General features: G+C 70.8%; 26 protein-coding genes. 16 read left to right on the top strand and 10 right to left on the bottom strand.

The annotated features are described in order from the left end of the window. The 9 genes from IE212_RS33515 to IE212_RS33475 form a co-directional block, all read left to right on the top strand. Window positions 1–264, top strand: a 264-nt coding sequence (locus IE212_RS33515) for a pantoate--beta-alanine ligase (RefSeq protein ID WP_190201767.1), incomplete at its 5' end; no start/stop codon positions are given. After that, window positions 261–1,970 carry an L-aspartate oxidase gene (locus IE212_RS33510; RefSeq protein ID WP_190201766.1) on the top strand — a complete coding sequence of 570 codons (1,710 nt, stop codon included), beginning with the start codon at window positions 261–263 and terminating at the stop codon, window positions 1,968–1,970. The genes IE212_RS33515 and IE212_RS33510, both read left to right, overlap by 4 nt. Window positions 1,971–1,975: 5 nt before the next feature. Further along, a complete protein-coding gene (gene nadC, locus IE212_RS33505; protein WP_190201765.1) occupies window positions 1,976–2,950 on the top strand; it encodes a carboxylating nicotinate-nucleotide diphosphorylase in 975 nt (324 codons plus the stop codon). A gap of 17 nt (window positions 2,951–2,967) precedes the next feature. Beyond that, complete coding sequence (locus IE212_RS33500; protein WP_190201764.1) at window positions 2,968–3,765, top strand: type III pantothenate kinase; 798 nt, start codon at window positions 2,968–2,970, stop codon at window positions 3,763–3,765. Window positions 3,766–4,359: 594 nt separating this feature from the next. Next, window positions 4,360–5,043 carry a hypothetical protein gene (locus IE212_RS33495; RefSeq protein ID WP_229864694.1) on the top strand — a complete coding sequence of 228 codons (684 nt, stop codon included), beginning with the start codon at window positions 4,360–4,362 and terminating at the stop codon, window positions 5,041–5,043. Between the two features lie 18 nt (window positions 5,044–5,061). Then, window positions 5,062–5,250: a hypothetical protein gene (locus tag IE212_RS33490; protein ID WP_190201763.1), complete on the top strand. Its 189-nt coding sequence runs from the start codon at window positions 5,062–5,064 to the stop codon at window positions 5,248–5,250. A gap of 170 nt (window positions 5,251–5,420) precedes the next feature. Beyond that, window positions 5,421–5,840 carry a BlaI/MecI/CopY family transcriptional regulator gene (locus tag IE212_RS33485; protein WP_229864695.1) on the top strand — a complete coding sequence of 140 codons (420 nt, stop codon included), beginning with the start codon at window positions 5,421–5,423 and terminating at the stop codon, window positions 5,838–5,840. Window positions 5,841–5,849: 9 nt separating this feature from the next. Next, window positions 5,850–6,383, top strand: coding sequence for an amino-acid N-acetyltransferase (locus IE212_RS33480; protein WP_190201761.1), 534 nt, complete (start codon window positions 5,850–5,852; stop codon window positions 6,381–6,383). A 303-nt stretch (window positions 6,384–6,686) separates the two neighbouring features. After that, window positions 6,687–7,022, top strand: a complete 336-nt coding sequence (locus IE212_RS33475; RefSeq protein WP_094057033.1) for a histone-like nucleoid-structuring protein Lsr2 — start codon at window positions 6,687–6,689, stop codon at window positions 7,020–7,022. A 12-nt stretch (window positions 7,023–7,034) separates the two neighbouring features. Here IE212_RS33475 and IE212_RS33470 read toward each other — a convergent pair whose 3' ends face one another. Next, window positions 7,035–7,829, bottom strand: coding sequence for an SCO3374 family protein (locus IE212_RS33470; protein ID WP_190201760.1), 795 nt, complete (start codon window positions 7,827–7,829; stop codon window positions 7,035–7,037). A gap of 441 nt (window positions 7,830–8,270) precedes the next feature. Here IE212_RS33470 and IE212_RS33465 point away from each other — a divergent pair, with 441 nt between their 5' ends. After that, a complete protein-coding gene (locus tag IE212_RS33465) occupies window positions 8,271–10,796 on the top strand; it encodes an ATP-dependent Clp protease ATP-binding subunit (protein ID WP_190201759.1) in 2,526 nt (841 codons plus the stop codon). Window positions 10,797–10,870: 74 nt separating this feature from the next. Here the strand turns inward: IE212_RS33465 and IE212_RS33460 are convergent, their stop codons facing one another. Beyond that, window positions 10,871–11,515: an HAD family acid phosphatase gene (locus IE212_RS33460; protein ID WP_190201758.1), complete on the bottom strand. Its 645-nt coding sequence runs from the start codon at window positions 11,513–11,515 to the stop codon at window positions 10,871–10,873. A gap of 440 nt (window positions 11,516–11,955) precedes the next feature. On the opposite strand from IE212_RS33460, the gene IE212_RS33455 reads away from it, so the two are divergent. Next, window positions 11,956–12,570 carry a M23 family metallopeptidase gene (locus IE212_RS33455; protein WP_190201757.1) on the top strand — a complete coding sequence of 205 codons (615 nt, stop codon included), beginning with the start codon at window positions 11,956–11,958 and terminating at the stop codon, window positions 12,568–12,570. Window positions 12,571–12,585: 15 nt separating this feature from the next. Here IE212_RS33455 and IE212_RS33450 read toward each other — a convergent pair whose 3' ends face one another. Then, window positions 12,586–13,182: a TetR/AcrR family transcriptional regulator gene (locus tag IE212_RS33450; protein WP_190201756.1), complete on the bottom strand. Its 597-nt coding sequence runs from the start codon at window positions 13,180–13,182 to the stop codon at window positions 12,586–12,588. A 122-nt stretch (window positions 13,183–13,304) separates the two neighbouring features. Between IE212_RS33450 and IE212_RS33445 the strand changes: the two genes are divergently transcribed. Both IE212_RS33445 and IE212_RS33440 read left to right on the top strand, forming a co-directional pair. Continuing rightward, window positions 13,305–14,894, top strand: a complete 1,590-nt coding sequence (locus IE212_RS33445; protein ID WP_190201755.1) for an MDR family MFS transporter — start codon at window positions 13,305–13,307, stop codon at window positions 14,892–14,894. Between the two features lie 298 nt (window positions 14,895–15,192). Further along, window positions 15,193–15,513: an STAS domain-containing protein gene (locus IE212_RS33440; RefSeq protein WP_190201754.1), complete on the top strand. Its 321-nt coding sequence runs from the start codon at window positions 15,193–15,195 to the stop codon at window positions 15,511–15,513. A gap of 39 nt (window positions 15,514–15,552) precedes the next feature. On the opposite strand, the gene IE212_RS33435 is transcribed toward IE212_RS33440, so the two are convergent. Continuing rightward, window positions 15,553–15,921 carry an STAS domain-containing protein gene (locus tag IE212_RS33435; RefSeq protein ID WP_190201753.1) on the bottom strand — a complete coding sequence of 123 codons (369 nt, stop codon included), beginning with the start codon at window positions 15,919–15,921 and terminating at the stop codon, window positions 15,553–15,555. A 220-nt stretch (window positions 15,922–16,141) separates the two neighbouring features. Between IE212_RS33435 and IE212_RS33430 the strand changes: the two genes are divergently transcribed. Beyond that, window positions 16,142–16,570 carry an ATP-binding protein gene (locus IE212_RS33430; RefSeq protein WP_229864693.1) on the top strand — a complete coding sequence of 143 codons (429 nt, stop codon included), beginning with the start codon at window positions 16,142–16,144 and terminating at the stop codon, window positions 16,568–16,570. Window positions 16,571–16,592: 22 nt separating this feature from the next. Here the strand turns inward: IE212_RS33430 and IE212_RS33425 are convergent, their stop codons facing one another. Next, a complete protein-coding gene (locus tag IE212_RS33425; RefSeq protein ID WP_373301472.1) occupies window positions 16,593–17,591 on the bottom strand; it encodes a YihY/virulence factor BrkB family protein in 999 nt (332 codons plus the stop codon). A 268-nt stretch (window positions 17,592–17,859) separates the two neighbouring features. On the opposite strand from IE212_RS33425, the gene IE212_RS33420 reads away from it, so the two are divergent. Together IE212_RS33420 and IE212_RS33415 are read left to right on the top strand one after the other, a co-directional pair. Beyond that, on the top strand, window positions 17,860–18,285 hold the full coding sequence (locus IE212_RS33420; RefSeq protein ID WP_190201768.1) for an ATP-binding protein: 426 nt from the start codon (window positions 17,860–17,862) through the stop codon (window positions 18,283–18,285). Between the two features lie 97 nt (window positions 18,286–18,382). After that, window positions 18,383–18,904, top strand: a complete 522-nt coding sequence (locus tag IE212_RS33415) for a phosphatase PAP2 family protein (protein ID WP_373301474.1) — start codon at window positions 18,383–18,385, stop codon at window positions 18,902–18,904. A 666-nt stretch (window positions 18,905–19,570) separates the two neighbouring features. Here the strand turns inward: IE212_RS33415 and cseC are convergent. The 5 genes from cseC to IE212_RS33390 all read right to left on the bottom strand — a co-directional run bounded on the left by cseC (window position 19,571) and on the right by IE212_RS33390 (window position 24,178). Beyond that, a complete protein-coding gene (gene cseC / locus IE212_RS33410) occupies window positions 19,571–20,926 on the bottom strand; it encodes a two-component system sensor histidine kinase CseC (RefSeq protein WP_190201749.1) in 1,356 nt (451 codons plus the stop codon). 7 nt (window positions 20,927–20,933) lie between these two features. Continuing rightward, entirely contained in the window at window positions 20,934–21,635 is a 702-nt protein-coding gene (gene cseB, locus IE212_RS33405) for a two-component system response regulator CseB (RefSeq protein ID WP_190201748.1), read from the bottom strand. Between the two features lie 129 nt (window positions 21,636–21,764). Next, entirely contained in the window at window positions 21,765–22,421 is a 657-nt protein-coding gene (locus tag IE212_RS33400; protein WP_190201747.1) for a hypothetical protein, read from the bottom strand. Further along, window positions 22,409–22,948, bottom strand: a complete 540-nt coding sequence (locus IE212_RS33395) for a SigE family RNA polymerase sigma factor (protein WP_003992025.1) — start codon at window positions 22,946–22,948, stop codon at window positions 22,409–22,411. Before IE212_RS33395 ends, IE212_RS33400 begins: the two co-directional genes overlap by 13 nt. Before the next feature lie 282 nt (window positions 22,949–23,230). After that, window positions 23,231–24,178 carry an HhH-GPD family protein gene (locus tag IE212_RS33390; protein WP_190201746.1) on the bottom strand — a complete coding sequence of 316 codons (948 nt, stop codon included), beginning with the start codon at window positions 24,176–24,178 and terminating at the stop codon, window positions 23,231–23,233. Window positions 24,179–24,246: the final 68 nt, after the last annotated feature.

Raw genomic sequence — 24,246 nt, 5'->3', positions numbered from 1 at the left:
GCCGACGCGCACGCCGTCGCGACGGCCGTCCCGGGCGGCCCGGCCGCCGTCCGCGCCGCGGCCCGCCAGGTCCTCGACGAGGCCGCCCGCCTCGATCCGCCGCTCGCGCTGGACTACCTCGCCCTCGTCGACCCGTCCGACTTCACCGAGATCGGCGACGACTTCACCGGCGAGGCGGTCCTCGCCGTCGCCGCCCGGGTCGGGACGACCCGGCTGATCGACAACATCGCCATGACCTTCGGAACCCTCGGAGCCGCCTCGTGACCGCCACAGGCATACGACTGCACGCGCCCGCCCCCGGCTGGTCCATCACCGCGGACGTGGTCGTCGTCGGCTCCGGCGTGGCCGGCCTGACCGCGGCACTGCGCTGCGAGGCGGCCGGGCTGCGCACGGTCGTCGTCACCAAGGCCCGCCTCGACGACGGCTCCACCCGCTGGGCGCAGGGCGGCATCGCCGCGGCCCTCGGCGAGGGCGACACCCCTGAGCAGCACCTCGACGACACCCTGGTCGCGGGCGCGGGACTGTGCGACGAGGAAGCGGTCCGTCTCCTCGTCACCGAGGGCCCCGACGCCGTACGCCGTCTCATCGAGACCGGCGCCCAGTTCGACGAGTCCGCCGGGGGCGGGCTGGAACTCACCCGTGAGGGCGGCCACCACCGCCGCCGCATCGCCCACGCCGGCGGCGACGCCACCGGTGCCGAGATCTCCCGCGCCCTGGTCGAGGCGGTCCGCGCCCGGGGTATGCGCACCATCGAGAACGCGCTCGTCCTGGACCTCCTCACGGACGCCGAGGGCCACACGGCCGGCGTCACCCTGCACGTCATGGGCGAGGGCCAGCACGACGGCGTGGGCGCGGTCCACGCCCCCGCGGTGGTCCTGGCGACCGGCGGCATGGGCCAGGTCTTCTCCGCGACCACCAACCCCTCGGTCTCCACGGGCGACGGCGTGGCGCTCGCGCTCCGGGCCGGCGCGGAGGTCAGCGACCTGGAATTCGTCCAGTTTCACCCCACCGTGCTCTTCCTCGGTCCGGACGCGGAGGGCCAGCAGCCCCTGGTCTCCGAAGCCGTACGCGGTGAGGGCGCCCACCTGGTCGACGCCGACGGGGTGCGCTTCATGGTCGGGCAGCACGAACTGGCCGAGCTGGCCCCCCGCGACATCGTCGCCAAGGGCATCACGCGCCGCATGCAGGAGCGGGACGCCGAGCACATGTACCTCGACGCCCGCCACTTCGGCGCCGACATGTGGGAGCACCGCTTCCCGACCATCCTGGCCGCCTGCCGCGCACACGGCATCGACCCCGTCACCGAGCCCATCCCGATCGCCCCGGCCGCCCACTACGCCTCCGGCGGCGTCCGCACCGACTCCCACGGCCGCACGACCGTGCCCGGCCTGTACGCGTGCGGCGAGGTCGCCTGCACCGGCGTGCACGGCGCGAACCGTCTGGCCTCCAACTCCCTCCTCGAAGGCCTGGTCTACGCCGAGCGCATCGCGGCCGACATCGCGGCGACCGGCCTGCACGCGCGCGTGCCGCAGCCGCTCCCGCACCCGGAGACCCCCGAACACCCCCTCCAGACCCCGGACGCCCGCTTCACGATCCAGCGGATCATGACGAACGGGGCCGGAGTCCTGCGCTCGGAGGAGTCCCTGTCGAAGGCCGCCGACCGGCTCCAGCGACTGCACACCGACGCCCGCGAGGCCCTCACCGAGCACGGCAAGACCGCCGAGCCCGGCGTCGACACCTGGGAGGCCACCAACCTCCTGTGCGTGGCCCGCGTCCTGGTGGCCGCCGCCCGGCTGCGCGAGGAGACCCGGGGCTGCCACTGGCGCGAGGACCGCCCCGAACGCGACGACACCACCTGGCGCCGCCACATCGTCGTGACCCTGAACCCGGACCGCTCGCTGGCCGTGCACACCACGGACACCACACACTTCCCTACGACCTTTCCGCCTCAGTCCCCCCAGGAGCAGTGACCGACGTGAGCACCCCCGATCTTCCCCTCGCCCCGTCCGGAGGCTGCGGCGACGGCTGCGCCTGCGGCGCGGACGAAGAGGCCTACCTCGAGTGCGGCCTGGACCCCGCGCTCGCCCAGCTCCTGGCCGACGCCGGCCTCGACCCCGTCGAGGTCGAGGACATCGCCAACGTGGCCATCCAGGAGGACCTGGCCAACGGCGTGGACGTGACGACGGTCGCGACGATCCCCGAGGACGCGGTCGCCACCGCCGACTTCACCGCCCGCGAGACCGGCGTCGTGGCGGGCCTGCGCATCGCCGAGGCCGTCATCTCGGTCGTCTGCGAGGAGGAACTGGAGATCGAACGCCACGCGGAGGACGGCGACCGTGTCGAGGCGGGCCAGAAGCTCCTCTCGGTCACCACCCGCACCCGCGACCTGCTCACCGCCGAGCGCAGCGCGCTGAACATCCTGTGCCGCCTGTCCGGCATCGCGACGGCCACCCGCGCCTGGGCGGACGCCCTGGACGGCACCAAGGCCAAGGTCAGGGACACCCGCAAGACCACCCCCGGCCTGCGCTCGCTGGAGAAGTACGCGGTCCGCTGCGGCGGCGGCGTCAACCACCGCATGTCCCTCTCGGACGCGGCCCTCGTCAAGGACAACCACGTGGTCGCCGCGGGCGGCGTCGCCCAGGCCTTCGAGGCGGTCCGCGAACGCTTCCCCGACGTCCCCATCGAGGTCGAGGTCGACACCCTCCACCAGCTCCGCGAGGTTCTGGACGCCGGTGCCGACCTGATCCTCCTGGACAACTTCACGCCGACGGAGTGCGAGGAGGCCGTCGCCGTCGTCCAGGGCCGCGCCGTCCTGGAGGCCTCGGGCCGTCTCACCCTCGCGGGCGCCAAGGCCTACGCCGACACCGGCGTCGACTACCTGGCCGTCGGCGCCCTCACCCACTCCTCGCCGATCCTGGACATCGGCCTGGACCTCCGGCCGGCGGAGTAGGGGAGCGGGTACGGGCCATGCTGCTCACGATCGACGTAGGCAACACCCATACCGTCCTCGGCCTGTTCGACGGCGACGAGATCGTCGAACACTGGCGCATCTCCACGGACGCGCGCCGCACCGCCGACGAGCTGGCGGTCCTCCTCCAGGGTCTGATGGGCGTGCACCCGCTGCTCGGCGAGGATCTGGGCGACGGCATCGACGGCATCGCCATCTGCGCGACCGTCCCCTCGGTCCTGCACGAACTCCGCGAGGTGACCCGCCGCTACTACGGCGACGTGCCCGCGGTCCTCGTCGAACCGGGCGTCAAGACGGGCGTGCCGATCCTCACGGACCATCCCAAGGAGGTCGGCGCGGACCGCATCATCAACGCGGTCGCGGCCGTCGAGCTCTACGGCGGCCCGGCCATCGTGGTCGACTTCGGCACGGCGACGACGTTCGACGCGGTGAGCGCGCGCGGCGAGTACGTCGGCGGGGTCATCGCCCCCGGCATCGAGATCTCCGTCGAGGCCCTCGGCGTCCGCGGCGCCCAGCTCCGCAAGATCGAGGTGGCGCGGCCCCGCAGCGTCATCGGCAAGAACACGGTCGAGGCGATGCAGTCGGGCATCATCTACGGCTTCGCCGGACAGGTCGACGGGGTGGTCAACCGCATGGCCCGCGAGCTGTCCGACGACCCGGACGACGTCACGGTCATCGCGACGGGTGGTCTGGCACCCATGGTCCTGGGCGAGTCGTCGGTCATAGACGAGCACGAGCCGTGGCTGACGCTGATCGGGTTGCGCCTGGTGTACGAGCGGAACGCCTCGCGCCTGTAGGACACCGAGGGCCGGCCGCTGTCAGGTGCTCGGCGTGGATGCCGGGCCGTGGGTTTGCGCATCCCGGCGTTGCGGGGTGCTGGGCGTTGGTGCTGGGGCCCGGGCGTGCGCATCCCGGCGTTGCGAGGCCCTCGGCGTGGGTGCTGGGGCGGGGGCGTTGCGCAACTCGGCGCGACGAGGTGCCGCTGCGCCCACCCTCCCCCAAGCTCTCGGCTTCGCTCGAGCAGGGGGGACCCCCATCGCCCCAACGGCACGACTGCCCGCAGCTGGGGCGGCTACGACTGCCCGCAGCGGCGGTCGACGGCAGCTGGAGCGAGACGCGCCCGCAGCCGCGTACGCACGGGAGGGGACGTGTCGGGGGGTGTCCGCCCGCAGCGGTTGGCGCGTCAACGGACAGTCACTCGGTATCCGACTCCATCGCGCCGTTCCGAGGACGGACACCCCCCGGCACGTCCCCGACCCCCCACCCAGCGGCACGCGCAACGCGCACCCCCACCGCCGCCACAGGCACCCCACGGCCCCCACCCGGGTGGTCCCCCGCGCCACACCCACCCGTTATGCGGGATTTGTCTGATTAGCGCGTATCGTCGCCGCATGCCCACGCCATACGGATCCCGCGGCGGCATGGCGTTCGGCGTGGAGGAGCTGCGTGTGCTCCGCCGCGCTCTCGCCCTCGCCCTCCACCCCACCTCGCTCTCGTCCGACGACGCCAAGGACTGCCTCCGCCTCGCGGAGTCGCTCGATGAGGCGATGCGGGAGGGGGCCCGGCTGCGTGCCTTCCTCGTGGCCGACCTCGGCCGGTACCGCGCCGCCCTGCCCGGCACCGCCGCCGGCTACCTCACACTCCTGGACGAGGCACTGGGCGCCGGATACCGCCCCCTCCCCGACGACCTCGCCGCTCTCCGCGCCCTGCGCGGCAACCCCACCGCTGCCGCCCTCCTGGAGCGCTGCAGCCCGTTCGACGAGCCGTCCACCCCCGCGATCCCCAGGCCCGCCACCGTCCCGGCCTCCCGCTCCCGATCCGGCCGCCACCTCCTGCCCCTCCCGGGCGGCCTCGCCGGTACCCCCCGGCACCCCGAGGGCCACGCCGAGAAGAAGCCCGAACGAAAGCCGCCCGCCCCGAAGCCGGCCCCCACCCCCACCCCCAAGCCCACCCCGGCCCCGCCCCCGGGCACACCGAAGCCCTCCCGCCCCATCCCGACCCCGGGCGAGGTCTTCCCGCGACGCAAGCCCACCCCGCCACCCCCGGCGAACCCCCAGCAGCTCGCCGCGGGCTGACGTGGCTACTCTGGAGCCATGGACTACGTCTCCGCGCTCCTGCCCCCGGTCGTCATGGCCGTCTTCTTCATCGGCGTGATCCGGGTGATCGTGAAGACCCAGGGCGGCGCCAACAAGGCCAAGGAGGACGCGGCCGTGGATGCCGCCCTCGCACGCCTGGAGGGCGGCCCGCAGCCTTCGGCGACGTCACCGAAGGCCGACGCCTGACTCATTCCCGCCGACGGCGTACGACCCCGTGCAGCGCCACGCGCTCCGGGTCGTACGCCCTTTTTGTTCCCGTTCGCCGGTGAAGCGCACGTCCGCCACGCCAATACCGAGATCTCCCACTATTGTTCTGAGCTGTGCCTCGCCCATTGGGAGAACTCGAAGACGCGGTCATGTCGCGGGTGTGGAAGTGGAACCGCCCGGTGACCGTTCGAGAAGTCCTGGAAGATCTTCAGAAGGAGCGGTCCATCGCGTACACCACGGTGATGACCGTTTTGGACAATCTCCATCAGAAGGGCTGGGTGCGCCGCGAAGCGGAAGGCCGCGCCTATCGATATGAGGCGGTCTCCACCCGCGCCGCCTACGCCGCCGCCCTGATGAACGACGCCTGGTCGCAGAGCGACAACCCCGCGGCGGCTCTCGTCGCCTTCTTCGGCATGATGAGCGAAGAACAGCGACAGACTCTCCGCGATGCCGTGCGCATCGTCCAGGGACCGGAAACCCAGAAACCGACCGCGCCGTCGGAAACCGCGGAACCGGGGGAGGCCTCCCCGGAGAACCCCGCCTCCGCCCAGGATCGAGGCGGGCGATAGCGTCCGCTCATGTCCGCGAAGACCCCCGAAGCCCCCGCAAAAGCCATCACCGTCCGGCGGGCCCGCACCAGCGATGTGCCGGCCGTGCGCGGTCTCCTTGACGCCTACGTCCGCGGCCGCATCCTGCTCGACAAAGCAACGGTGACGCTTTACGAGGACATCCAGGAGTTCTGGGTCGCGGAACGGGACGACAACGCCGAGGTCGTCGGCTGCGGCGCGCTGCACGTGATGTGGGAAGACCTCGCCGAAGTCCGCACTCTCGCGGTGAAGCCCGGCCTGAAGGGCGCGGGCGTCGGACACCAGTTGCTGGAGAAGTTGCTGGACACCGCCCGCTGGCTCGGCGTTCGCCGGGTTTTCTGTCTGACCTTCGAAGTGGAGTTCTTCAGCAAGCACGGCTTCGTGGAGATCGGTGAGACGCCCGTTGACACCGATGTCTACGCCGAGCTGCTGCGTTCCTATGACGAGGGTGTCGCGGAGTTCCTCGGTCTCGAACGAGTGAAACCGAACACCTTGGGCAACAGCCGGATGCTTCTGCATCTGTGATCGTCGGGAGGATCGCAAGTCGGCCGCAAGTCGGCGGCAAGTCGGCCAAGTCCGGCCGCAACACCTGCCGACCGGCTTCGTCAAGGCATATTCCGAGCCGCCGGCCCTTCCCGGGTGCCCTATGTCCGAAACGCGCACGTTTCCGGACGGAGGCGGGGCTGCCGGTCTCTGCCGAGGGTTTGTGTTTTTCCGGCAAAAGCGGTTTGCTTTCCGAGGTAACGCAGTACTGCATATAACAGGGGACGGCGATACGGCCGATGCCGGCACGCCCCGGCCCTGAAGATATCGATGAAAGGAAATCCGGTGGCACAGAAGGTTCAGGTCCTTCTTGTCGACGACCTCGACGGCGGCGAGGCGGACGAGACCGTGACGTTCGCGCTGGACGGCAAGACGTACGAGATCGATCTCACGACCGCCAATGCGGACAAGCTCCGTGGCCTTCTCGAGCCTTACGTGAAGGGCGGTCGTCGTACCGGAGGCCGTGCTTCGGGCGGGCGCGGAAAGACGCGCGCGGCTTCGAGCGGCAGCCAGGACACCGCGGCCATCCGCGCCTGGGCGAAGGAGAACGGCTACGAGGTCAACGACCGCGGCCGGGTCCCCGCGACCATCCGCGAGGCCTACGAGAAGGCCAACGGCTGAACAGCGGCTCCACTACCGACCCCGCGCAGGCGGGCGCGTCGGCTGGGCGCACGCGCGCCGCAGCCGGATTCGGTGGCAGTGGGTGGCCACCGTGGCCACCAGCCGCACGAGATCGGCGGCACGCGTACCGCCCCCCAAGGCCGACAGCGTCGGCAGCGAGGCCTCGACCTCGCATCCCGGCTCGGGGGGCCGCAACCACACAGCGGCCCCCTGGGAACCAGCCCGACGCCCCGGTGAGAGCGGGCGCCCCCCGCACCAGCCGGCCCGGGGGGCCGACGAATCCTCCGCCGTCACCCTCGTCGACACCCCGTCCGCCTCCCCGGACACCAGCCCGTCCCCCCGAGGAAACCAGCCAGGCCCGCAGGACGGCGTTCGCCCCGCCCCGCAGGGCGGTGGCGGCAACGGCGCCTCCATCGCGCCGCCCGCGCCGATCGTTCTCAGGTCGAGCGCCAGCGTTCCCCACTCCAGCCACTCCAGCAGCCCGGGCAGTTCCTCCGAGCTGCCCGCGGCCACCAGGAAACGCATCCGGTCGCCGCGCAGAGCCACCGGGGAACCCGCTCCCAGGTGCCGCAGCCCCGCGCGTCCCGCCTCGGCCGGCACGTCCAGGACGTCGAAGCGCGTCCCCACCACCAGCCGCACCGGATCCCCCGGCACCGTGGACCAGCCCAGTTGGTCCTCGTACCACCGCCGGACCTGACCGCTCGGGGCCGGGCGGCCCGGGCCATGGCCGGTCGGGTCGACCGGACGACGGGGCGGCGAGACCACCTGGGACCCGGACGCGACCACGAAGCGAGGGGCACCGAACATGCCAAGCGCAACCGCCCGGAGAGCATGCGGGTTACGCTGAGTGCCTAACCCAGTGCACTGAGTGGCGAAAGAGGGGCGTGTGGGGGGTGCGGGGAGGCGCAAGGTTGTTCGCCCGTAGCGGAGGGATCGGGGGTGTTCGGCATGTACTCCCGGTCCCTGCGGGTAAGACATCCCTAGTGGGAGGGGGCGCCGCGCGGAAAAGGCCGTCTCACGTTCGCCATCGGCGTACTGGCGAGTGGGGTATCTGCCTGGCCTGCGGGAACATCGTCTCGCACCATCGGGTTGGAGCAGATGTCGGCGTTCGGGGTCAGGAGGCGGTGTTGGTTCTCGGTCCGGTGTCGGCAGTTGGAATGAGCGGTCCCCGCTTGCGGGACTAAGCTGCGGAAGGACAGGGAGGGGAAGTTCCCCCCACTGCCTGACCGCTCTGAGGAGCGATTAACGATGTTCGAGAGGTTCACCGACCGCGCGCGGCGGGTTGTCGTCCTGGCTCAGGAAGAAGCCCGGATGCTCAACCACAACTACATCGGCACTGAGCACATCCTCCTGGGCCTGATCCACGAGGGTGAAGGTGTCGCCGCCAAGGCCCTTGAGAGCCTCGGGATTTCGCTCGAGGCGGTCCGCCAGCAGGTGGAGGAGATCATCGGCCAGGGCCAGCAGGCCCCGTCCGGCCACATCCCCTTCACCCCCCGTGCCAAGAAGGTCCTGGAGCTGTCGCTCCGCGAGGCCCTTCAGCTGGGCCACAACTACATCGGCACGGAGCACATCCTGCTCGGCCTGATCCGCGAGGGCGAGGGCGTCGCCGCCCAGGTCCTCGTCAAGCTGGGCGCAGATCTCAACCGGGTGCGGCAGCAGGTCATCCAGCTGCTCTCCGGTTACCAGGGCAAGGAGACCGCCGCCGCCGGCGGTCCTGCCGAGGGCACTCCCTCCACGTCCCTGGTCCTCGACCAGTTCGGCCGGAACCTCACCCAGGCCGCTCGTGAGTCCAAGCTCGACCCGGTCATCGGGCGCGAGAAGGAGATCGAGCGGGTCATGCAGGTGCTGTCCCGCCGTACGAAGAACAACCCGGTCCTGATCGGTGAGCCCGGTGTCGGCAAGACCGCCGTCGTCGAGGGTCTCGCCCAGGCCATCGTCAAGGGCGAGGTGCCCGAGACCCTCAAGGACAAGCACCTCTACACCCTGGACCTCGGCGCGCTGGTCGCCGGCTCCCGCTACCGCGGTGACTTCGAGGAGCGCCTGAAGAAGGTCCTCAAGGAGATCCGCACTCGCGGCGACATCATCCTGTTCATCGACGAGCTGCACACGCTGGTCGGTGCGGGTGCCGCCGAGGGCGCCATCGACGCCGCGAGCATCCTCAAGCCGATGCTGGCCCGTGGCGAGCTGCAGACCATCGGTGCGACCACGCTGGACGAGTACCGCAAGCACCTGGAGAAGGACGCGGCCCTGGAGCGCCGCTTCCAGCCGATCCAGGTCGCGGAGCCGTCCCTGCCGCACACGATCGAGATCCTGAAGGGTCTGCGTGACCGCTACGAGGCGCACCACCGCGTCTCGATCACGGACGAGGCCCTGGTCCAGGCCGCCACCCTGGCCGACCGGTACATCTCGGACCGCTTCCTGCCGGACAAGGCGATCGACCTGATCGACGAGGCCGGTTCCCGGATGCGCATCCGCCGGATGACCGCGCCGCCGGACCTTCGCGAGTTCGACGAGAAGATCGCCGGTGTCCGCCGCGACAAGGAGTCCGCGATCGACTCGCAGGACTTCGAGAAGGCCGCCTCCCTCCGCGACAAGGAGAAGCAGCTCCTGGCCGCCAAGGCCAAGCGGGAGAAGGAGTGGAAGGCCGGCGACATGGATGTCGTCGCCGAGGTCGACGGCGAGCTGATCGCCGAGGTCCTCGCCACGGCGACCGGCATCCCGGTCTTCAAGCTGACCGAGGAGGAGTCCAGCCGCCTGCTCCGCATGGAGGAGGAGCTGCACAAGCGGGTCATCGGCCAGAACGACGCCGTCAAGGCGCTGTCGAAGGCGATCCGCCGCACGCGTGCCGGTCTGAAGGACCCGAAGCGTCCGGGTGGCTCGTTCATCTTCGCCGGCCCGTCCGGTGTCGGTAAGACCGAGCTGTCCAAGGCGCTCGCCGAGTTCCTCTTCGGCGACGAGGACGCGCTGATCTCCCTCGACATGTCGGAGTTCAGCGAGAAGCACACGGTCTCCCGTCTCTTCGGTTCGCCCCCCGGCTACGTGGGCTACGAGGAGGGCGGCCAGCTGACGGAGAAGGTGCGCCGCAAGCCGTTCTCGGTCGTCCTCTTCGACGAGGTCGAGAAGGCCCACCCGGACATCTTCAACTCCCTGCTGCAGATCCTGGAGGACGGTCGCCTGACCGACTCCCAGGGCCGGGTCGTGGACTTCAAGAACACGGTCATCATCATGACGACCAACCTCGGCACCCGGGACATCTCCAAGGGCTTCAACCTGGGCTTCGCCGCCCAGGGCGACACCAAGTCCAACTACGAGCGCATGAAGAACAAGGTCTCGGACGAGCTCAAGCAGCACTTCCGGCCCGAGTTCCTCAACCGCGTCGACGACGTGGTCGTCTTCCCGCAGCTGACCCAGGAGGACATCCTGCGGATCGTCGACCTGATGATCAGCAAGGTGGACGAGCGCCTCAAGGACCGGGACATGGGCATCGAGCTCTCCCAGTCCGCCAAGGAGCTGCTCTCCAAGAAGGGCTACGACCCCGTGCTGGGTGCCCGGCCGCTGCGCCGGACCATCCAGCGGGAGATCGAGGACTCGCTGTCGGAGAAGATCCTCTTCGGCGAGCTGCGTCCCGGTCACATCGTGGTCGTGGACACCGAGGGCGAGGGCGAGACGAAGACCTTCACCTTCCGTGGTGAGGAGAAGTCGGCCCTGCCGGACGTCCCGCCGATCGAGCAGGCGGCCGGTGGCACGGGTCCGAACCTGAGCAAGGACGCGTAAGCGTCACAGCCGAGTGAGAAGGGCCGGTGCTGGAAAGCACCGGCCCTTCTCGCATGCCCTGGGCGGGTCGGCCGTCAGGAGAGCTGCCCGTCGTAGTCCGGCAGCTTGTACGTCTTCTCGGCGTGGCCGCCCGAGAGGTCGGTGGCGCTGTTGCCGATGTTCGCGATGATCGTGTAGCCCTTCCTCTCGACGTCGACGCGCTGGGCCGTCTTGTACTCGGCGACGTTCTTGAAGAGGTCGATGAAGTTCCGCACGTAGAGGCCGGAGACCCGGTAGCCGGCCTGCTTGAGGTTGTACTCGGTGAACGAGTAGATGATGCCCGGCCGGGCGGTCACGAAGAACAGGGCGACACCACGCTCCTGGGCATATCTCGCCACCTCCAGGACCGGCTTGTTGGCGGGCTGCGGGTAGCTGAAGCCGAAGTCGGTCTCCAGCGTGGTGTTGTCGATGTCGAAGACGATCGCCTGCTTCTCGCCCGGCTTCGTGGCCGCGATGCGCTGCTTCAGATAGGGCAGCGCCTGGTCCATCACCGCCTGGCAGTCCTTCTGCCAGGCGGCGTAGTCGACACCGGCGGCGGCCGTGGGGGCCGCGGTGACGGCCGTGGCGGCCGTGGTGGCGGAGGTGCTGGTCGTGGCGTCGGCCGGGGCGGCCATGGCCAACAGGGCGGCCGCCGAGACGGCGGTCACCGATGCGCGGCGCGACCAGGGGCGGGTCTGCATGTCGTGGGGGTCCTCTCACGTGCGTGACGCTGCCAACATGTCGTGTGCATGTTCGTGTGCGCGGGTGGCGCGAGGGGAACCGTAGGGTTACCGAACGGTAGGTGCCTAGAGGCGTGCGCCACATTTACGGAATGGCCGAAGACAGCCCCTGGTGATATGCCGCACAGGCGATATGTCCGTTACTAGGCGGATTAGTGGCAAACAGGCCAACCGGAGAGAGTCTCTTGCGGCAGGAGATTCAATGAAATGCGGCCGAATGCCCGTATTTATGCGGTATGGCTGCCGTGTCAAGAGACGTAGAACACTGAACCAGTTTACTAACTAGCGTAGTAGATCACGCTTTTGGGTGTTTGTCGGACTTCGGGTTACCAAGGGATGGCCATTCGGCGAGCGACTGTGCGCCGGGTGGTTTTCTCCGCCCCCTTCACCCCGAGGTTTCGATGTCCCAGCGCGTCACGTCCCGCTCTTCCCGTACGTCCCGGCTCCGCACTCGTGCGACCGTGCTGGCCGCCGGCCTCGGTGTCTCGGTCGCACTGGGGGCCGGGGTCGCGTCCGCCGCCGACACCGCGGCCGCGCCCGGCACCGCCGCCGTCCAGGCGCAGGCCGTCGCCGAGAAGGCCGCCACGAAGGCCAAGCCGACCTGGGTCGACCCGGTGAAGAAGTACAAGCTCTCCGCGAGCTTCGCCCAGAGCGGCGGCATGTGGCAGTCCACCCACAGCGGGCAGGACTTCGCCGTGCCGAGCGGCACCAAGGTCGTCGCCGCGCACGGCGGCACCGTCGTCAAGGCGGGTGGCAACGGCGCCGGTGACGGCCCCGCGTACGGCAACGCCATCGTGATTAAGCACGGCAACGGCACGTACTCGCAGTACGCCCATCTGTCGAAGGTCGAGGTGCGCATCGGCCAGATCGTCAAGACCGGCCAGGAGATAGCCCGGTCCGGCAACACCGGCAACTCGAGCGGCCCTCACCTGCACTTCGAGATCCGTACCACCCCGAACTACGGCTCGGCGGTCGACCCGGTGAAGTTCCTGCGCGCCAAGGGCGTGAAGGTCTGACGACCTGAGGCGACTCTAGGAGCCCGCAGCTCCCCGGTGGGCCTGGGTCACCAGGTCCGTGGCGACCTCGAGGACGGCTCGGTCCTTGTCCTCCGGGTCGCCTTCCAGGTCCTGGAGCAGGGAGATCCCGGCGTGCAGCGTGAAGATCGCGCTGACGCTGCGGACCTGGTCGACCAGGTCCGCGTTCGGGTCGACGATGACGTCGCGCAGGCCGCGGATGCGCTCCTTGAAGGAGTCGCCGATCCGCAGGTCCCGGACCGTCGCCTGGTTGTCGTGCATGAAGCGGAACAGCGGCACGGCACCGGAGAGGATGTCCGCGTAACGACGGATGATCTCCTGCTTGGTGGCCAGGGTGTGCGGCTGCCGCCGCCCCCACTCGATCAGTTCCTCGATCGGCTTCGTGAGGTCCTCGAAGATGCTGACGAGGATCTCTTCCTTCGTCTTGAAGTGGTAGTAGAGCGCCGCCTTGGTGACGTCCAGCCGCTCGGCGATCTCGCGCAGAGAGGTCTTCTCGTAGCCCTGCTCCGCGAAGAGTTCGAGGGCCACGTCCTGGATGCGCTGGCGGGTGTCCCCGCGGCGCCGCTGCCTGGTGCCGTCCATGGTGCCGCCCATCCTCCTACGCCGCTCCCTTTCCATAAAACTTACTTGACGCCCGGCTAGTTCCGCGGCTAGCTTCCGAGTGTAGTCACTAGCCGGTCGACAAGTAAGTAGCGGTAGCTGGGGGAGTGGGAGCGATGGCGGACACGACGGACACATCGGCGGTCGACACCGACGCCGGGGAGAAACAGCCCAGGAGCGTGCGGGTCGTACTGCTCGCGCTGATGATCGCGATGATGCTCGCGATGCTCGACAACATGATCATCGGTACGGCGATGCCGACGATCGTCGGCGACCTGGGCGGGCTCGAACAGCTCTCCTGGGTGGTCACCGCCTACACGCTCGCGACCGCCGCCTCCACCCCGCTGTGGGGCAAGCTCGGCGACATGTACGGCCGCAAGGGCACGTTCATGTCGTCCATCGTCATCTTCCTGATCGGCTCGGCGCTCAGCGGCATGGCCCAGGGCATGGGCGAGCTGATCGGCTTCCGCGCGATCCAGGGGCTCGGCGCGGGCGGATTGATGGTCGGCGTCATAGCGATCATCGGTGACCTGATCCCGCCCCGGGAGCGGGGCAAGTACCAGGGCATGATGGCCGGCGTCATGGCGCTCGCGATGATCGGCGGGCCGCTGGTCGGCGGCACCATCACCGACCACTGGGGCTGGCGCTGGGCGTTCTACATCAACCTGCCGCTCGGCGCGGTCGCGCTGGTCGCCGTCAGCGCGGTGCTGCACCTGCCCAGGAAGCGCTCCGAGGCGCGGATCGACTACCTGGGCGCCGCGCTGCTGACCATCGGCATCACCGCGATCGTGCTGGTCACCACCTGGGGCGGCACGGAGTACGCCTGGAGCTCCGCGCGGATCATGGAGCTGATCGGCATCGGTGTCGCGGCCCTCGTCGGCTTCGTGTTCTGGCAGACCCGGGCGGCGGAGCCGGTGGTGCCGCTGCACATCTTCCGCAGCCGCAACTTCACGCTGATGTCGGTCATCGGCTTCATCACCGGCTTCGTGATGTTCGGCGCCACGCTGTTCCTGCCGCTGTACCAGCAGTCCGTGCAGGGCGCCTCCGCGACCAACTCCGGGCTGCTGCTCCTGCCGATGCTCGGCGCGATGCTCGTGACCTCGATGGTCGCCGGCCGGGTCACCACCAGCACCGGCCGGTACAAGGTCTTCCCGATCCTGGGCAGCGTCCTGATGGTCGTCGGTCTCTACCTGCTGTCGACGATGGACACGGGGACCTCGCGGTTCACGTCCGGTGTCTTCATGGCCGTGGTCGGGTTCGGCATGGGCTGCCTGATGCAGATCACCATGCTGGTGGCGCAGAACAGCGTGGAGATGAAGGACATGGGCGTCGCCTCCTCGTCCACCACGCTGTTCCGCACCCTCGGCTCCTCCTTCGGCGTCGCGATCATGGGCGCGCTGTTCAACAACCGCGTCCAGGACGTCATGGCCGAGCGCGCCGGTGCCCTGGGCTCCAAGGTGACGGAACAGTCCGCCCAGCTGGACGCGGCAAGCCTCGCGAAGCTGCCGGAGGCGGCGCGGGAGGCCTACCAGCACGCGGTCTCCGCCGGCACCCACTCGGCGTTCCTGCTCGGGGCCGCAGTGGCGGTCGCCGCCCTCGCGGCGGCGGTGTTCGTCAAGGAGGTGCCGCTCAAGGGGGCGGGACCGAAGCCGCAGGACGAGCCGGGCACCCCGGCGGCGCAGCCGCCCGTGGCGGAGACCGTCTGACCGGACCACACCCGCCCGCTCCCCCGGGGGGCCCTGCGTCCCCGGGGGCGGGCTCCGTGCGCCTGATCGGCTGCGGGCTTCACCCAGAACGCCTTCCGCACAGGGAGTCGTGGCCGCGGGCGTATCTGTGCGACGGTGGGAGGGACAACGAGACCGACCGGCATCCCTGGTGCCGGTCGTCGGGGAGTTCGGGCGTTGCCCCCACCCAGGGCACCCGGCCCCCCGCCATCGTCGTACACCCCCGGAGGGGTGTTCTCGCCTTTGGGCTCACAACCCCCGGAAAGGGGGCACGCCCCGTATGGACATCACCACCAGCATCGACGGCGCCCACGCACGCATCTCCCTCAGCGGAGAGATCGACTTCGACACCCTGCCTCCGCTGCGCGCCGCCGTCGAGGCGCTGCCGCAGCAGGTGACCGACCTGCAGTGGGACCTGACCCGCACGCCCTTCATGGACGTCGCCGGCCTCCACCTCTTCTTCGACCCCACGACCAGCGGCCCGGGCCGCCGGGCGACCGTGACCGGACTGCGCGCTCAGCCGCTGTGGCTGCTGCTCACCGCGGCCGACGTCAACCCCACCGTCTTCGACCTCTCACGTCTCCTGCCCGCGGCCGCGTGAGCGGCCCCCGGCGCAGGCGGCCCGGCCCGAGGGGAACGGTCAGTCGTTCAGGGCCTGCTCGACGGTGAGGTGGCAGGGGATGACCGTGTCGACGCCGACCAGCTGCAGGACCCGCAGGACGGAGTCCTGGGCGCCGGCTATGCGCAGCCATCCCTGCGCTGCGCTCACCTGCTGGTAGGCGGCGACGAAGACGTTGATGCCGCTGGAATCCATGAAGGTCACACCGCTGAGGTCCACCACGAGCCGCGGCGGAGGCGCCGTGGCGGCCTCGCCCAGCAGAGTTTCGCTGAGTACGTCCTTGGCGTCGTGGTCGATCTCGCCCCGCACGGTCAGGACACGGACGCCGTCGACCACCTCGAGTTCGACGGAGAGCCGGCTGGGCAGGTCGGCCTTCTGGTTCTCGGTCACCGTCTCCTCAACTGTGCTCAGGCTTGCCGGGGCAGGGCGTGCCCGCACGATTCTGCCCCACAGCCGCAGCGGGATGCACCCGGGCGGCTGTGCCGAACGACACTGCTGTGGCATGCATGACGCCGCCCCGGGGTACTGGCGCACGTCAAGGCGGGAGTGAGGGCGACACGTGGGATCCCATGCCGATGGTGACGGCTGTACCGGACCGGATGAGCACCTGATGCGCGCCGACTACGCCCTGGGCGGAGACGGCGGCCGCATCGCCGACGCCCGCCGCCACGCCGCCGCCTTCCTCGACCAGGCCCACGCCGGCCATCGGCTGCCCGTGTCCGCACGCGCGAGGGACCTCACCCAGCTGGTGGTCAGCGAGCTGGTCACCAACGCCCTCAGGCACGCCCCCGGCCCCGCCCGGATGGAACTGCGCGTCAACGCCCGCGCCGTCGAGGTCGTCGTATGGGACAGCGACCCCACGGTGCCCACGGCCCGGACGGCAGATGCCGGCAGGATCGGCCAGCACGGCCTGGAGATCGTCAAAGCCGTCACCGAGGACCTGTTCATCGAGCAGGAGCCGGTCGGCAAGCACATCATGGCCCGCATCGCGCTGGCCGACACACCCGGCGGCGCCGACGCCGACCGCGGTCCGGCGTAACGAGCGCGGCGCTGAGGTGCCGTCAGGTCTCGTCCAGGCGGCGCCGGTCCTCATCGTCCCAGGTGCGGGTGTCGCGGGGCTGGGTGTACGGCTCGCTCTCCGGCGGATGCCCGCCGACGACGGCCCGCTGCCGTACGGTCTCCGCGTCGAACTCCAGGCCCAGCAGGATCGCCAGATTGCTGATCCACAACCAGACCAGGAAGACGATGACACCGGCCATCGTGCCGTAGGTCTTGTTGTACGAGGCGAAGTTGGCGACGTAGAACGCGAATCCGGCGGAGGCGATCATCCAGATCAGCAGGGCCAGGAAGCTGCCCGGCGTGACCCACCGGAATCCCTTGACCTTCGCGTTGGGGCTGGCCCAGTACAGGATCGCGATCATGAGGGTGACCAGGAGCACCAGTACCGGCCACTTGGCGATCGACCAGACGGTCAGCGCCGTGTCCCCGATTCCGAGCGCCTGCCCGGCCTGGCGGGCCAGGGAGCCGGTGAAGACGACGATCAGCGCGCTGACCACGGCCAGCACCATCAGCGTGACGGTGACCCCGACCCGCACCGGCAGGACCTTCCATACCGGGCGGCCCTCGGGCATGTCATACACGGCGTTCGAGGTGCGGATGAACGCCGCCACGTACCCGGACGCCGACCAGATCGCCACCGCCAGGCCGACAACGGCCATGATCGATCCGATACCGGCGTTTCCCTGCAACTGCTGAACGGCCCTGGTGATGATGTCGCGGGCCGCGCCGGGGGCGAACCGCCTGAGGTTGTCCAGCACCGCCTCGGTCGCCGACTGGCCGGCGAGACCCAGCAGCGACACGAGCGCCAGCAGCGCCGGGAACAGCGACAGGATCCCGTAATACGTCAAGGCCGCGGCGCGGTCGGCCAGCTCGTCGTCCTTGAACTCCTTCAGCGTGCCTTTGAGGATCTTGCCCCACGACGCCTTGGGCAGCTCGGTCGGGGCGTCGGGTGCCCGCCGCTCGACCTCCGGCCCCGGCCCCGCCTCCTCGGGCGCAAGCATCTCGTCCTCGCGGTGGTGGTCTTTTCGCCCTGGAAGATTCAGTTTCGCCATACCCGCCGAGTAACCCCGTGCCCAGCCCCTAACGCCCATGCCGAGGTGCCGTCGCCGCACGGTACGGTCGTGCCCTTGCGTCGGGATCCGGCAGAGGGCCGCTGAGCCTGCACCGGTCCGACGCGGGTAGGTGTGAGACCTGAACGGGGGAGTGGAGGCGGTCGGCGTGGAGTCAGTGCCGGTGGGCAAGGACGGCACCACTTTGGACGAGCGGGTCATGAAGGCCACCGTGGCGCTGGAAGGGGGCGGTGCGTGCATCGCCCACGCCCGCCACCTGGCCGCGGACTTCCTCGCCCGCGTGCAGGCCGAGCAGGGGCTGCCCGTCTCGCAGCGCGCCATGGACCTCACCCGGCTGGTGGTCAGCGAGCTGGTCACCAACGCCCGCAAGTACGCTCCGGGCCCGGTGCTGATGGACCTGCGCATCGTCGGCGACCTGGTGGAGGTCGCGGTGTGGGACTCCGATCCGGTGCTGCCCGTTGCCCGGGCCGCCGACGCGGGCCGGGTCGGCCAGCACGGCCTGGAGATCGTGATGGCCGTCGCCCAGGGCTTCGAAGCGCGGCGCGAGCCGGTCGGCAAGCGCGTCACCGCCCGCATCGCCCTCCTGGACGACCCGGCTGGTGGATTCGCCGGCCGCCGGCCCTGACCGCGTCGCCGCCATCGACTTCTACGGCGGTGCTGGCATGGTCGGTGATCCGGGGGATACCCCACAGGTCATGAGCGTGCTGGCAGTCATCCGTGAAATGGACCGGCATGTGGCCAAGTGGCTCGCCGCAAGCGCCTCACCCAGCGTGCACCGTGCGCTGTCGGCGGTGGAGGAGACGGCGGAGGGGACCAAGCTGTGGTGGGGTGCGGCCGCGGCGATGGCCGCGGCGGGTGGCTGGCGCGGCCGGAAGACGGCCGTCGCGGGTCTGGCCGCTGTGGCCCTGGCGCAGGTGGTGGCCAACGGCCTGTGCAAGCACCTGGCCGACCGTCCCCGGCCGCCGAAGCAGTGGTTCCCGCACGATGAGACCGAGGACCGTCCCGACTCCTCGTCCTTCCCGTCCGGGCACACTGCCGCCGCGGTCGCCTTCACCGCCGCCGTTGCCCCGGCATGGCCGCCGGTCGGTGCCCTGTGCGCGGTGCCGGCCGCCATGGTGGCCATCGAACGCGTGCAGAGCGGCGCCCACTACCCCAGCGACGTCGCCGCCGGCGCCGCCATAGGCCTGGCCAGCGCCTGGCTCGCCCGCCACGCACCACGTCTGCTCCTGCGCAAGTGGGTCTAGTGACCTGAGTCAGAGATTCCTCGTCAGATCGGAGGCCGTCAACCGGCTGCCGTGCGGCTGCCAGGTCCGGACAGGCTTGCTGGAATCCGGCCTCCGGCACGCCAGACAGCTCGCGAGAACTACCCGAATATCTCCGACTCAGGTCACTAGGTGTGCTGTCGGCGAGGAGAACCGTTCGCGCCTCCAGACGGGGCACCAGCGGTGCCGGTGACGAAGCCGACGGCCAGCGAGACGGGGAAGTGCGGGCGTCTGCGGGGAAAGCCCGTTCGTGCTCCCGCAGCTCGCCTCCAAGGCCGCCCCCGGCTGCACCGGCAAGAAGGCCCCCCGCAAGCTCCGCACCGGCCGTACACGCTCCGGCCGAGCCCCCGCCGGGACGGCCCGGGCATCGACCAGGACCGGCCCCGGCTGATCCGGGCAGCTCCGCCCTACGCCCCGCCCCCGGCTGCACCGGCAAGAAGGCCCACCGCAAGCTCCGCACCGGCCGTACACCTTCCGGCCGAGCCCCCGCCGGGACGGCCCGGGCATCGACCAGGACCGGCCCCGGCTGCACCGGCAAGAAGGCCCCCCGCAAGCTCCGCACCGGCCGTACACGCTCCGGCCGAGCCCCCGCCGGGACGGCCCGGGCATCGACCAGGACCGGCCCCGGCTGATCCGGGCAGCTCCGCCCTACGTCCCCGCCCCCGGCAGCACCGGGTAGCTCCCCGTGTTCGTCGGCGCGTGTTCCGGCAGCCACAGCACCGCCACCGCGCCCTCCGCCCGAACGCCCTCCGGCGCGCCCGGCGTGCGGACGTTGCGGAAGGTCAGCCGGGCGCCCAGCACCCGGGCCTGTCCGGCCGCGATGGTCAGGCCGAGACCGTGGCCGTGGCCGGCCCGGTCCTTGCTGCCGGTGCGGAAGCGGCTCGGCCCTTCGGCGAGCAGGTCCTCGGGGAAGCCGGGGCCGTGGTCGCGGACGCGGATGACCCGGCCCTCCACGGTGACCTCGATGGGCGGCTTGCCGTGCCGTGCCGCGTTGGCGAGCAGGTTGAACAGCACCCGCTCCAGCCGGCGCGGGTCGGTGGTCACCTCCGACTCGTGGACGATCCGCACCTCGATGCCCGGATCCTTGGCCGCCACCCGCCGGGCGACGAACTCGCCCAGCATGATGTCCTGCAGCTCCGCCCGCTCCGAGGCCCCGTCCAGCCGGGCCACCTCCAGTACGTCCTCCACCAGCGTGCGCATGGCCTTCGCCCTGTCCAGCACCAGTTCGGTCGGCCGCCCGGGCGGCAGCAGTTCGGCGGCGGTCAGCAGCCCGGTCACCGGCGTGCGCAGCTCGTGCGCGATGTCGGCGGTGACCCGCCGTTCGGCCTCGATGCGCTGCCGCAGCGCGTCCGCCATGGCGTCAACCGCGCTCGCCAGGTCGTCCGTCTCGTCCCGCACCACCCCGCCCATGGCGTCCCGCACCCGGACGTCCGTGTCGCCGCCCGCGAGCTGGCCCGCCGCGACGGCCGCCTTGCGCAGCCGGCGCGAGAGGTGCCCGCCGATGAGCACACCGAGCGCGCTGCCCCCGAGGACGACCGCGATCGACCCGATCAGCAGGGCCTGGTCGAGGTCCTGCAGGATGTCCGAGCTGCGGTCGGTGAAAGCGGAGTGCTGGGACATCACGTGCCCGTTCTTCAACGGCACGGCCGCCCATATGTCCGGCACGTCACCCGGCCGGTCCGCCACGTAGGTCGCCCGCCGGCCCAGCTCGACCCGCTCCCGCAGCGCCTGCGGCAGGTCAGGGTCGTCGATCTTGGTGTTCGGGAAGTTCATCCGCCCGGACAGCTCGAAGTTGCGCTGGGCGATCACGATGCGCTCGTCGGCGAGGTCGCGCGCGTTGTCCAGCATCGACACCCGCGCGGCGTTGTGCACCACCAGGCTCAGGGCGACCGCCACCAGCGCGCCGACCAGGGCGATGGCCGCGCTCAGCTTCCATCTGAGTCCCGTACGGACGCCCGCCCGCTCCAGGCCCGTGGCGACCAGGCGTTGGAAATGCCCCCTCATACCCCGCTCAGGCCTTCAACTTGTAGCCGAAGCCGCGGACCGTCTCGATGCGGTCCTGGCCGATCTTCTGCCGCAGCCGCTGCACGTGCACGTCGACGACCCGGGTGTCCCCGCCCCAGCCGTAGTCCCACACCCGCTCCAGCAGCCTGTCGCGGGAGAGCACCGTGCCCGGCGCCGAGGAGAACTCCAGCAGCAGCCGCATCTCGGTCGGCGTCAGCGCCACCGGCCGCCCGGCCCTGCGCACCTCCATCCCCTCGGTGTCGACCTCCAGCTCCCCGAAGGCCAGCACTCCGCCGTCCGCCGGGGAGTCCCGCTCCTCGGACCGGAAGCCCCCGGCGTGCCCGAACCGGCGCAGCACCGCACGGATCCGGGCGACCAGCACGGCTCCGTCGAAAGGTTTCGTCACATAGTCGTCGGCACCCGCCTCCAGGCCCAGGACGACGTCGATGGAGTCGGCCCTCGCCGACAGCATGATGACCGGCACCGTCGACTCGTCCCGGATCCGGCGGCAGAGGCTGACCCCGTCGAGGCCCGGCACCATGACGTCCAGCAGCGCGATGTCGGGGCGGTCCGCCCGGAACGCCTCCAGGCCCGACAGCCCGTCGGGCATGGCCGTGACCATGAAGCCGTCCCGTTCCAGGGCGAGCTGCGTGGCCTCACGGATGACGTCGTCGTCCTCGACGAACAGAACGTGGGTCTGGTCTGCCATCCCGGTGCTCTCAGTCCTTAGTGGTCCGTGGGGGTGTGTTCTCTCTGCTGGGACGCACGGTCCGCGCGCCGCGTTCACCGGTGCATCGGTTCGGTGTGCCCGATCGGTTCACGCGGCCTTCGCCCCGCGTCAGCCCGCCGGCGCCGGTGACGCGCTGTCGCCGGTGACCTTCCCGTAGTCGTTGTGCGTGCGGTACTTCTCCGCGAAGCGGCCGGAGGTCCACCTGTACGTGATCACGTTCTCCCCGGACGGGCTGGAAACCGGGTCGCCCTTGTCGTACACCTGCTTGGTCACCACCAGGTCGCCGCGGTCGATCTCCGCGTAGACCGGGGGCTCCTCGGCCTTGAACACATTCTTGTACGAGCCGTCCTGCCCGCGGTACACGTAACTGCCGACGCCCACCGCGTCACCGCAGGTCAGCACATTGACGACGACGTCGTCGGCCGAGCCGCCGGTCAGCTTGCCGTAGGACACGTCGACGGGGTACTCGTCGGCCACGCACGGCTTCAGCTCGCGCTTCACCTCCGGCGACACCTTCGGGTCGTCCTTGACGAGCTTGACCGCGTTCACGGTGTCGGGCGTCTTCGACGGCGCGGCGGAGGGGGTGGCGGCGGCAGCGCCCGCCACCGAGTCGGTGTGCGCCGGGCCCTCGTCACGGGCGCCGGTGCCGCCCGTACCGCACCCGGCCGCCAAAAGGGCGAGGGCGGCGAACACGGCCCCCGCCGTGCCCACCGCCTGGATACTGCCCCGGGTCCCCGCGGAACCCTCGCCGGTCAGGCCGCGCACCGCTCCCGCTCCTCACGCTCCAGCGCGCGTGCGTCGAGATCGCGGGACTCCAGCTCCTCGCGGAGCCGGGCGAGCGCCCGGTGCAGCGTGCTCTTGACCGTTCCGGCCGACATGCCGAGGGCGGCGGCCGTCTCCTCCGTGGACATCTGCTCCCAGTGTCGCAGTACCACCACACTGCGCTGCTTCGGGGCGAGCACCTTCAGGATGTCCATCAGCAGGGCGCGGTCCGCGTGCTGCTCGGTGGAGTCGTCGACCGAGGCGTCCGGGAGCTGCTCGGTCGGCACCTCCTCCAGCTTGCGGGCCCGCCACCACTCCGTGCGCGTATTGATCATCACCCGGCGCAGGTAGGCGTCCGCCAGCCGCTTGTCCTCGATCGTCTCCCAGCGGCCGTACGTCCGGACCAGCGCGGTCTGCAGCAGGTCCTGCGCGTCGGTCGGGTCCGGGACCAGGCGGCGGGCGCTGCGCAGCAGCGCGTCCTGCCGGGTGCGGACGTACTCCTCGAACTCGAGCACCTCGCCCTGCGCCATGGTGAAGCCTCCCGTTTCCCCGTTCCGGCAGGCTCTGTGCCGCCGGTCGTACTGCCTGTGGTCCTCAGTCGTCCCGTGTCTTTCCGGGAACGGGATCGAAGGTACGGAGGCGTTGTCACGGCGCTGTCCGGAGCAGCCTGCGGCCAGCACTCGGCTGTCCGTCGGTTGTGTAACGAAAGCCGGAACGGGGTAAAGCAGTGGGTGTGTTGGCGGTGTTTCAGGGCGATTTGTTCACTGTGGATCGGCGTTACGGGCGGCCCGCGTCTGTGATCCGCCTGTGCGTCAGGTCAGCGGCAGCCGGTACAGCCCGCCCGGGAGCGGCTCCACCAGACCGTCGGCGACCAGGCCGTCCAGAGCGCGGGCCCGTTGCACCGGCTCGTGCCACACCCGGTCCAGAGCCGACTGCCCAACCGGCCCGTGAGCCTCCCGCAGTACGGCGAGCAGCCGCCCGCGCACCTGCCGGTCGGTGCCCGCGTAGGTCTGGCCGCGGCGCGGCGGCCCGTCGTGCTGGGGCTTGCCCGCCAGCCGCCACGCGCACTGCGCGGCGATCGGGCAGCGATGGCACGACTCGTTCTTCGCCGTGCACACCAGCGCGCCCAGCTCCATGGAGGCCGCGGCCCACCGCGCCGCGGTCGACTCGTCCTCCGGCAGCAGCGCCCGGGCCAGCTTGCGCTCGGCGGCGGTGGTTGCGTTCGGCGGGTACTGCACGCCGGTGACGGCGCGGGCGAGGACCCGCCGCACGTTGGTGTCCAGCACCGGGTGCCGCTGACCGTAGGCGAACGAGGCGACGGCGGCGGCCGTGTACTCGCCGATGCCCGGAAGCGCGAGCAGCTGGGCGTGGTCGGCCGGTACGTCACCGCCGTGCCGTTCCGTTATCGCCACAGCGGCGCCGTGCAGCCTCAGGGCGCGGCGCGGGTAACCGAGCCGGCCCCAGGCCCGGACCGCCTCGCCGGGCGCCTCCCCGGCCAGGTCGGCGGGGCGCGGCCAGCGGGCCAGCCACTGCTCGTAGACGGGCAGGACGCGGTTCACCGGCGTCTGCTGGAGCATGAACTCACTGACCATCACGCCCCACGCCCCGGCCTCGGGGCGCCGCCACGGCAGGTCACGGGCGTTCTCGCCGAACCAGTCGATGACGGGGGAGTGGAGGCGCGCTCCGAGGGCCGGGCCGGAGGCCGTGTCGGTGTCGGTGTCGGTGGGGGTCGGGTGCGGGGGTTTCGTGGGAGCAGTCATGGCCTATCGATGGTGCCATGCCGGGCCGGGGGTGCCGGGTACGTGCGGGTAGGGCGTGGTGGCGCGTC

The organism is Streptomyces djakartensis (genome assembly GCF_014651075.1).
In the GTDB taxonomy this organism is placed as follows: domain Bacteria; phylum Actinomycetota; class Actinomycetes; order Streptomycetales; family Streptomycetaceae; genus Streptomyces; species Streptomyces djakartensis.
This window is presented reverse-complemented; position numbering and strand designations above follow the sequence as displayed.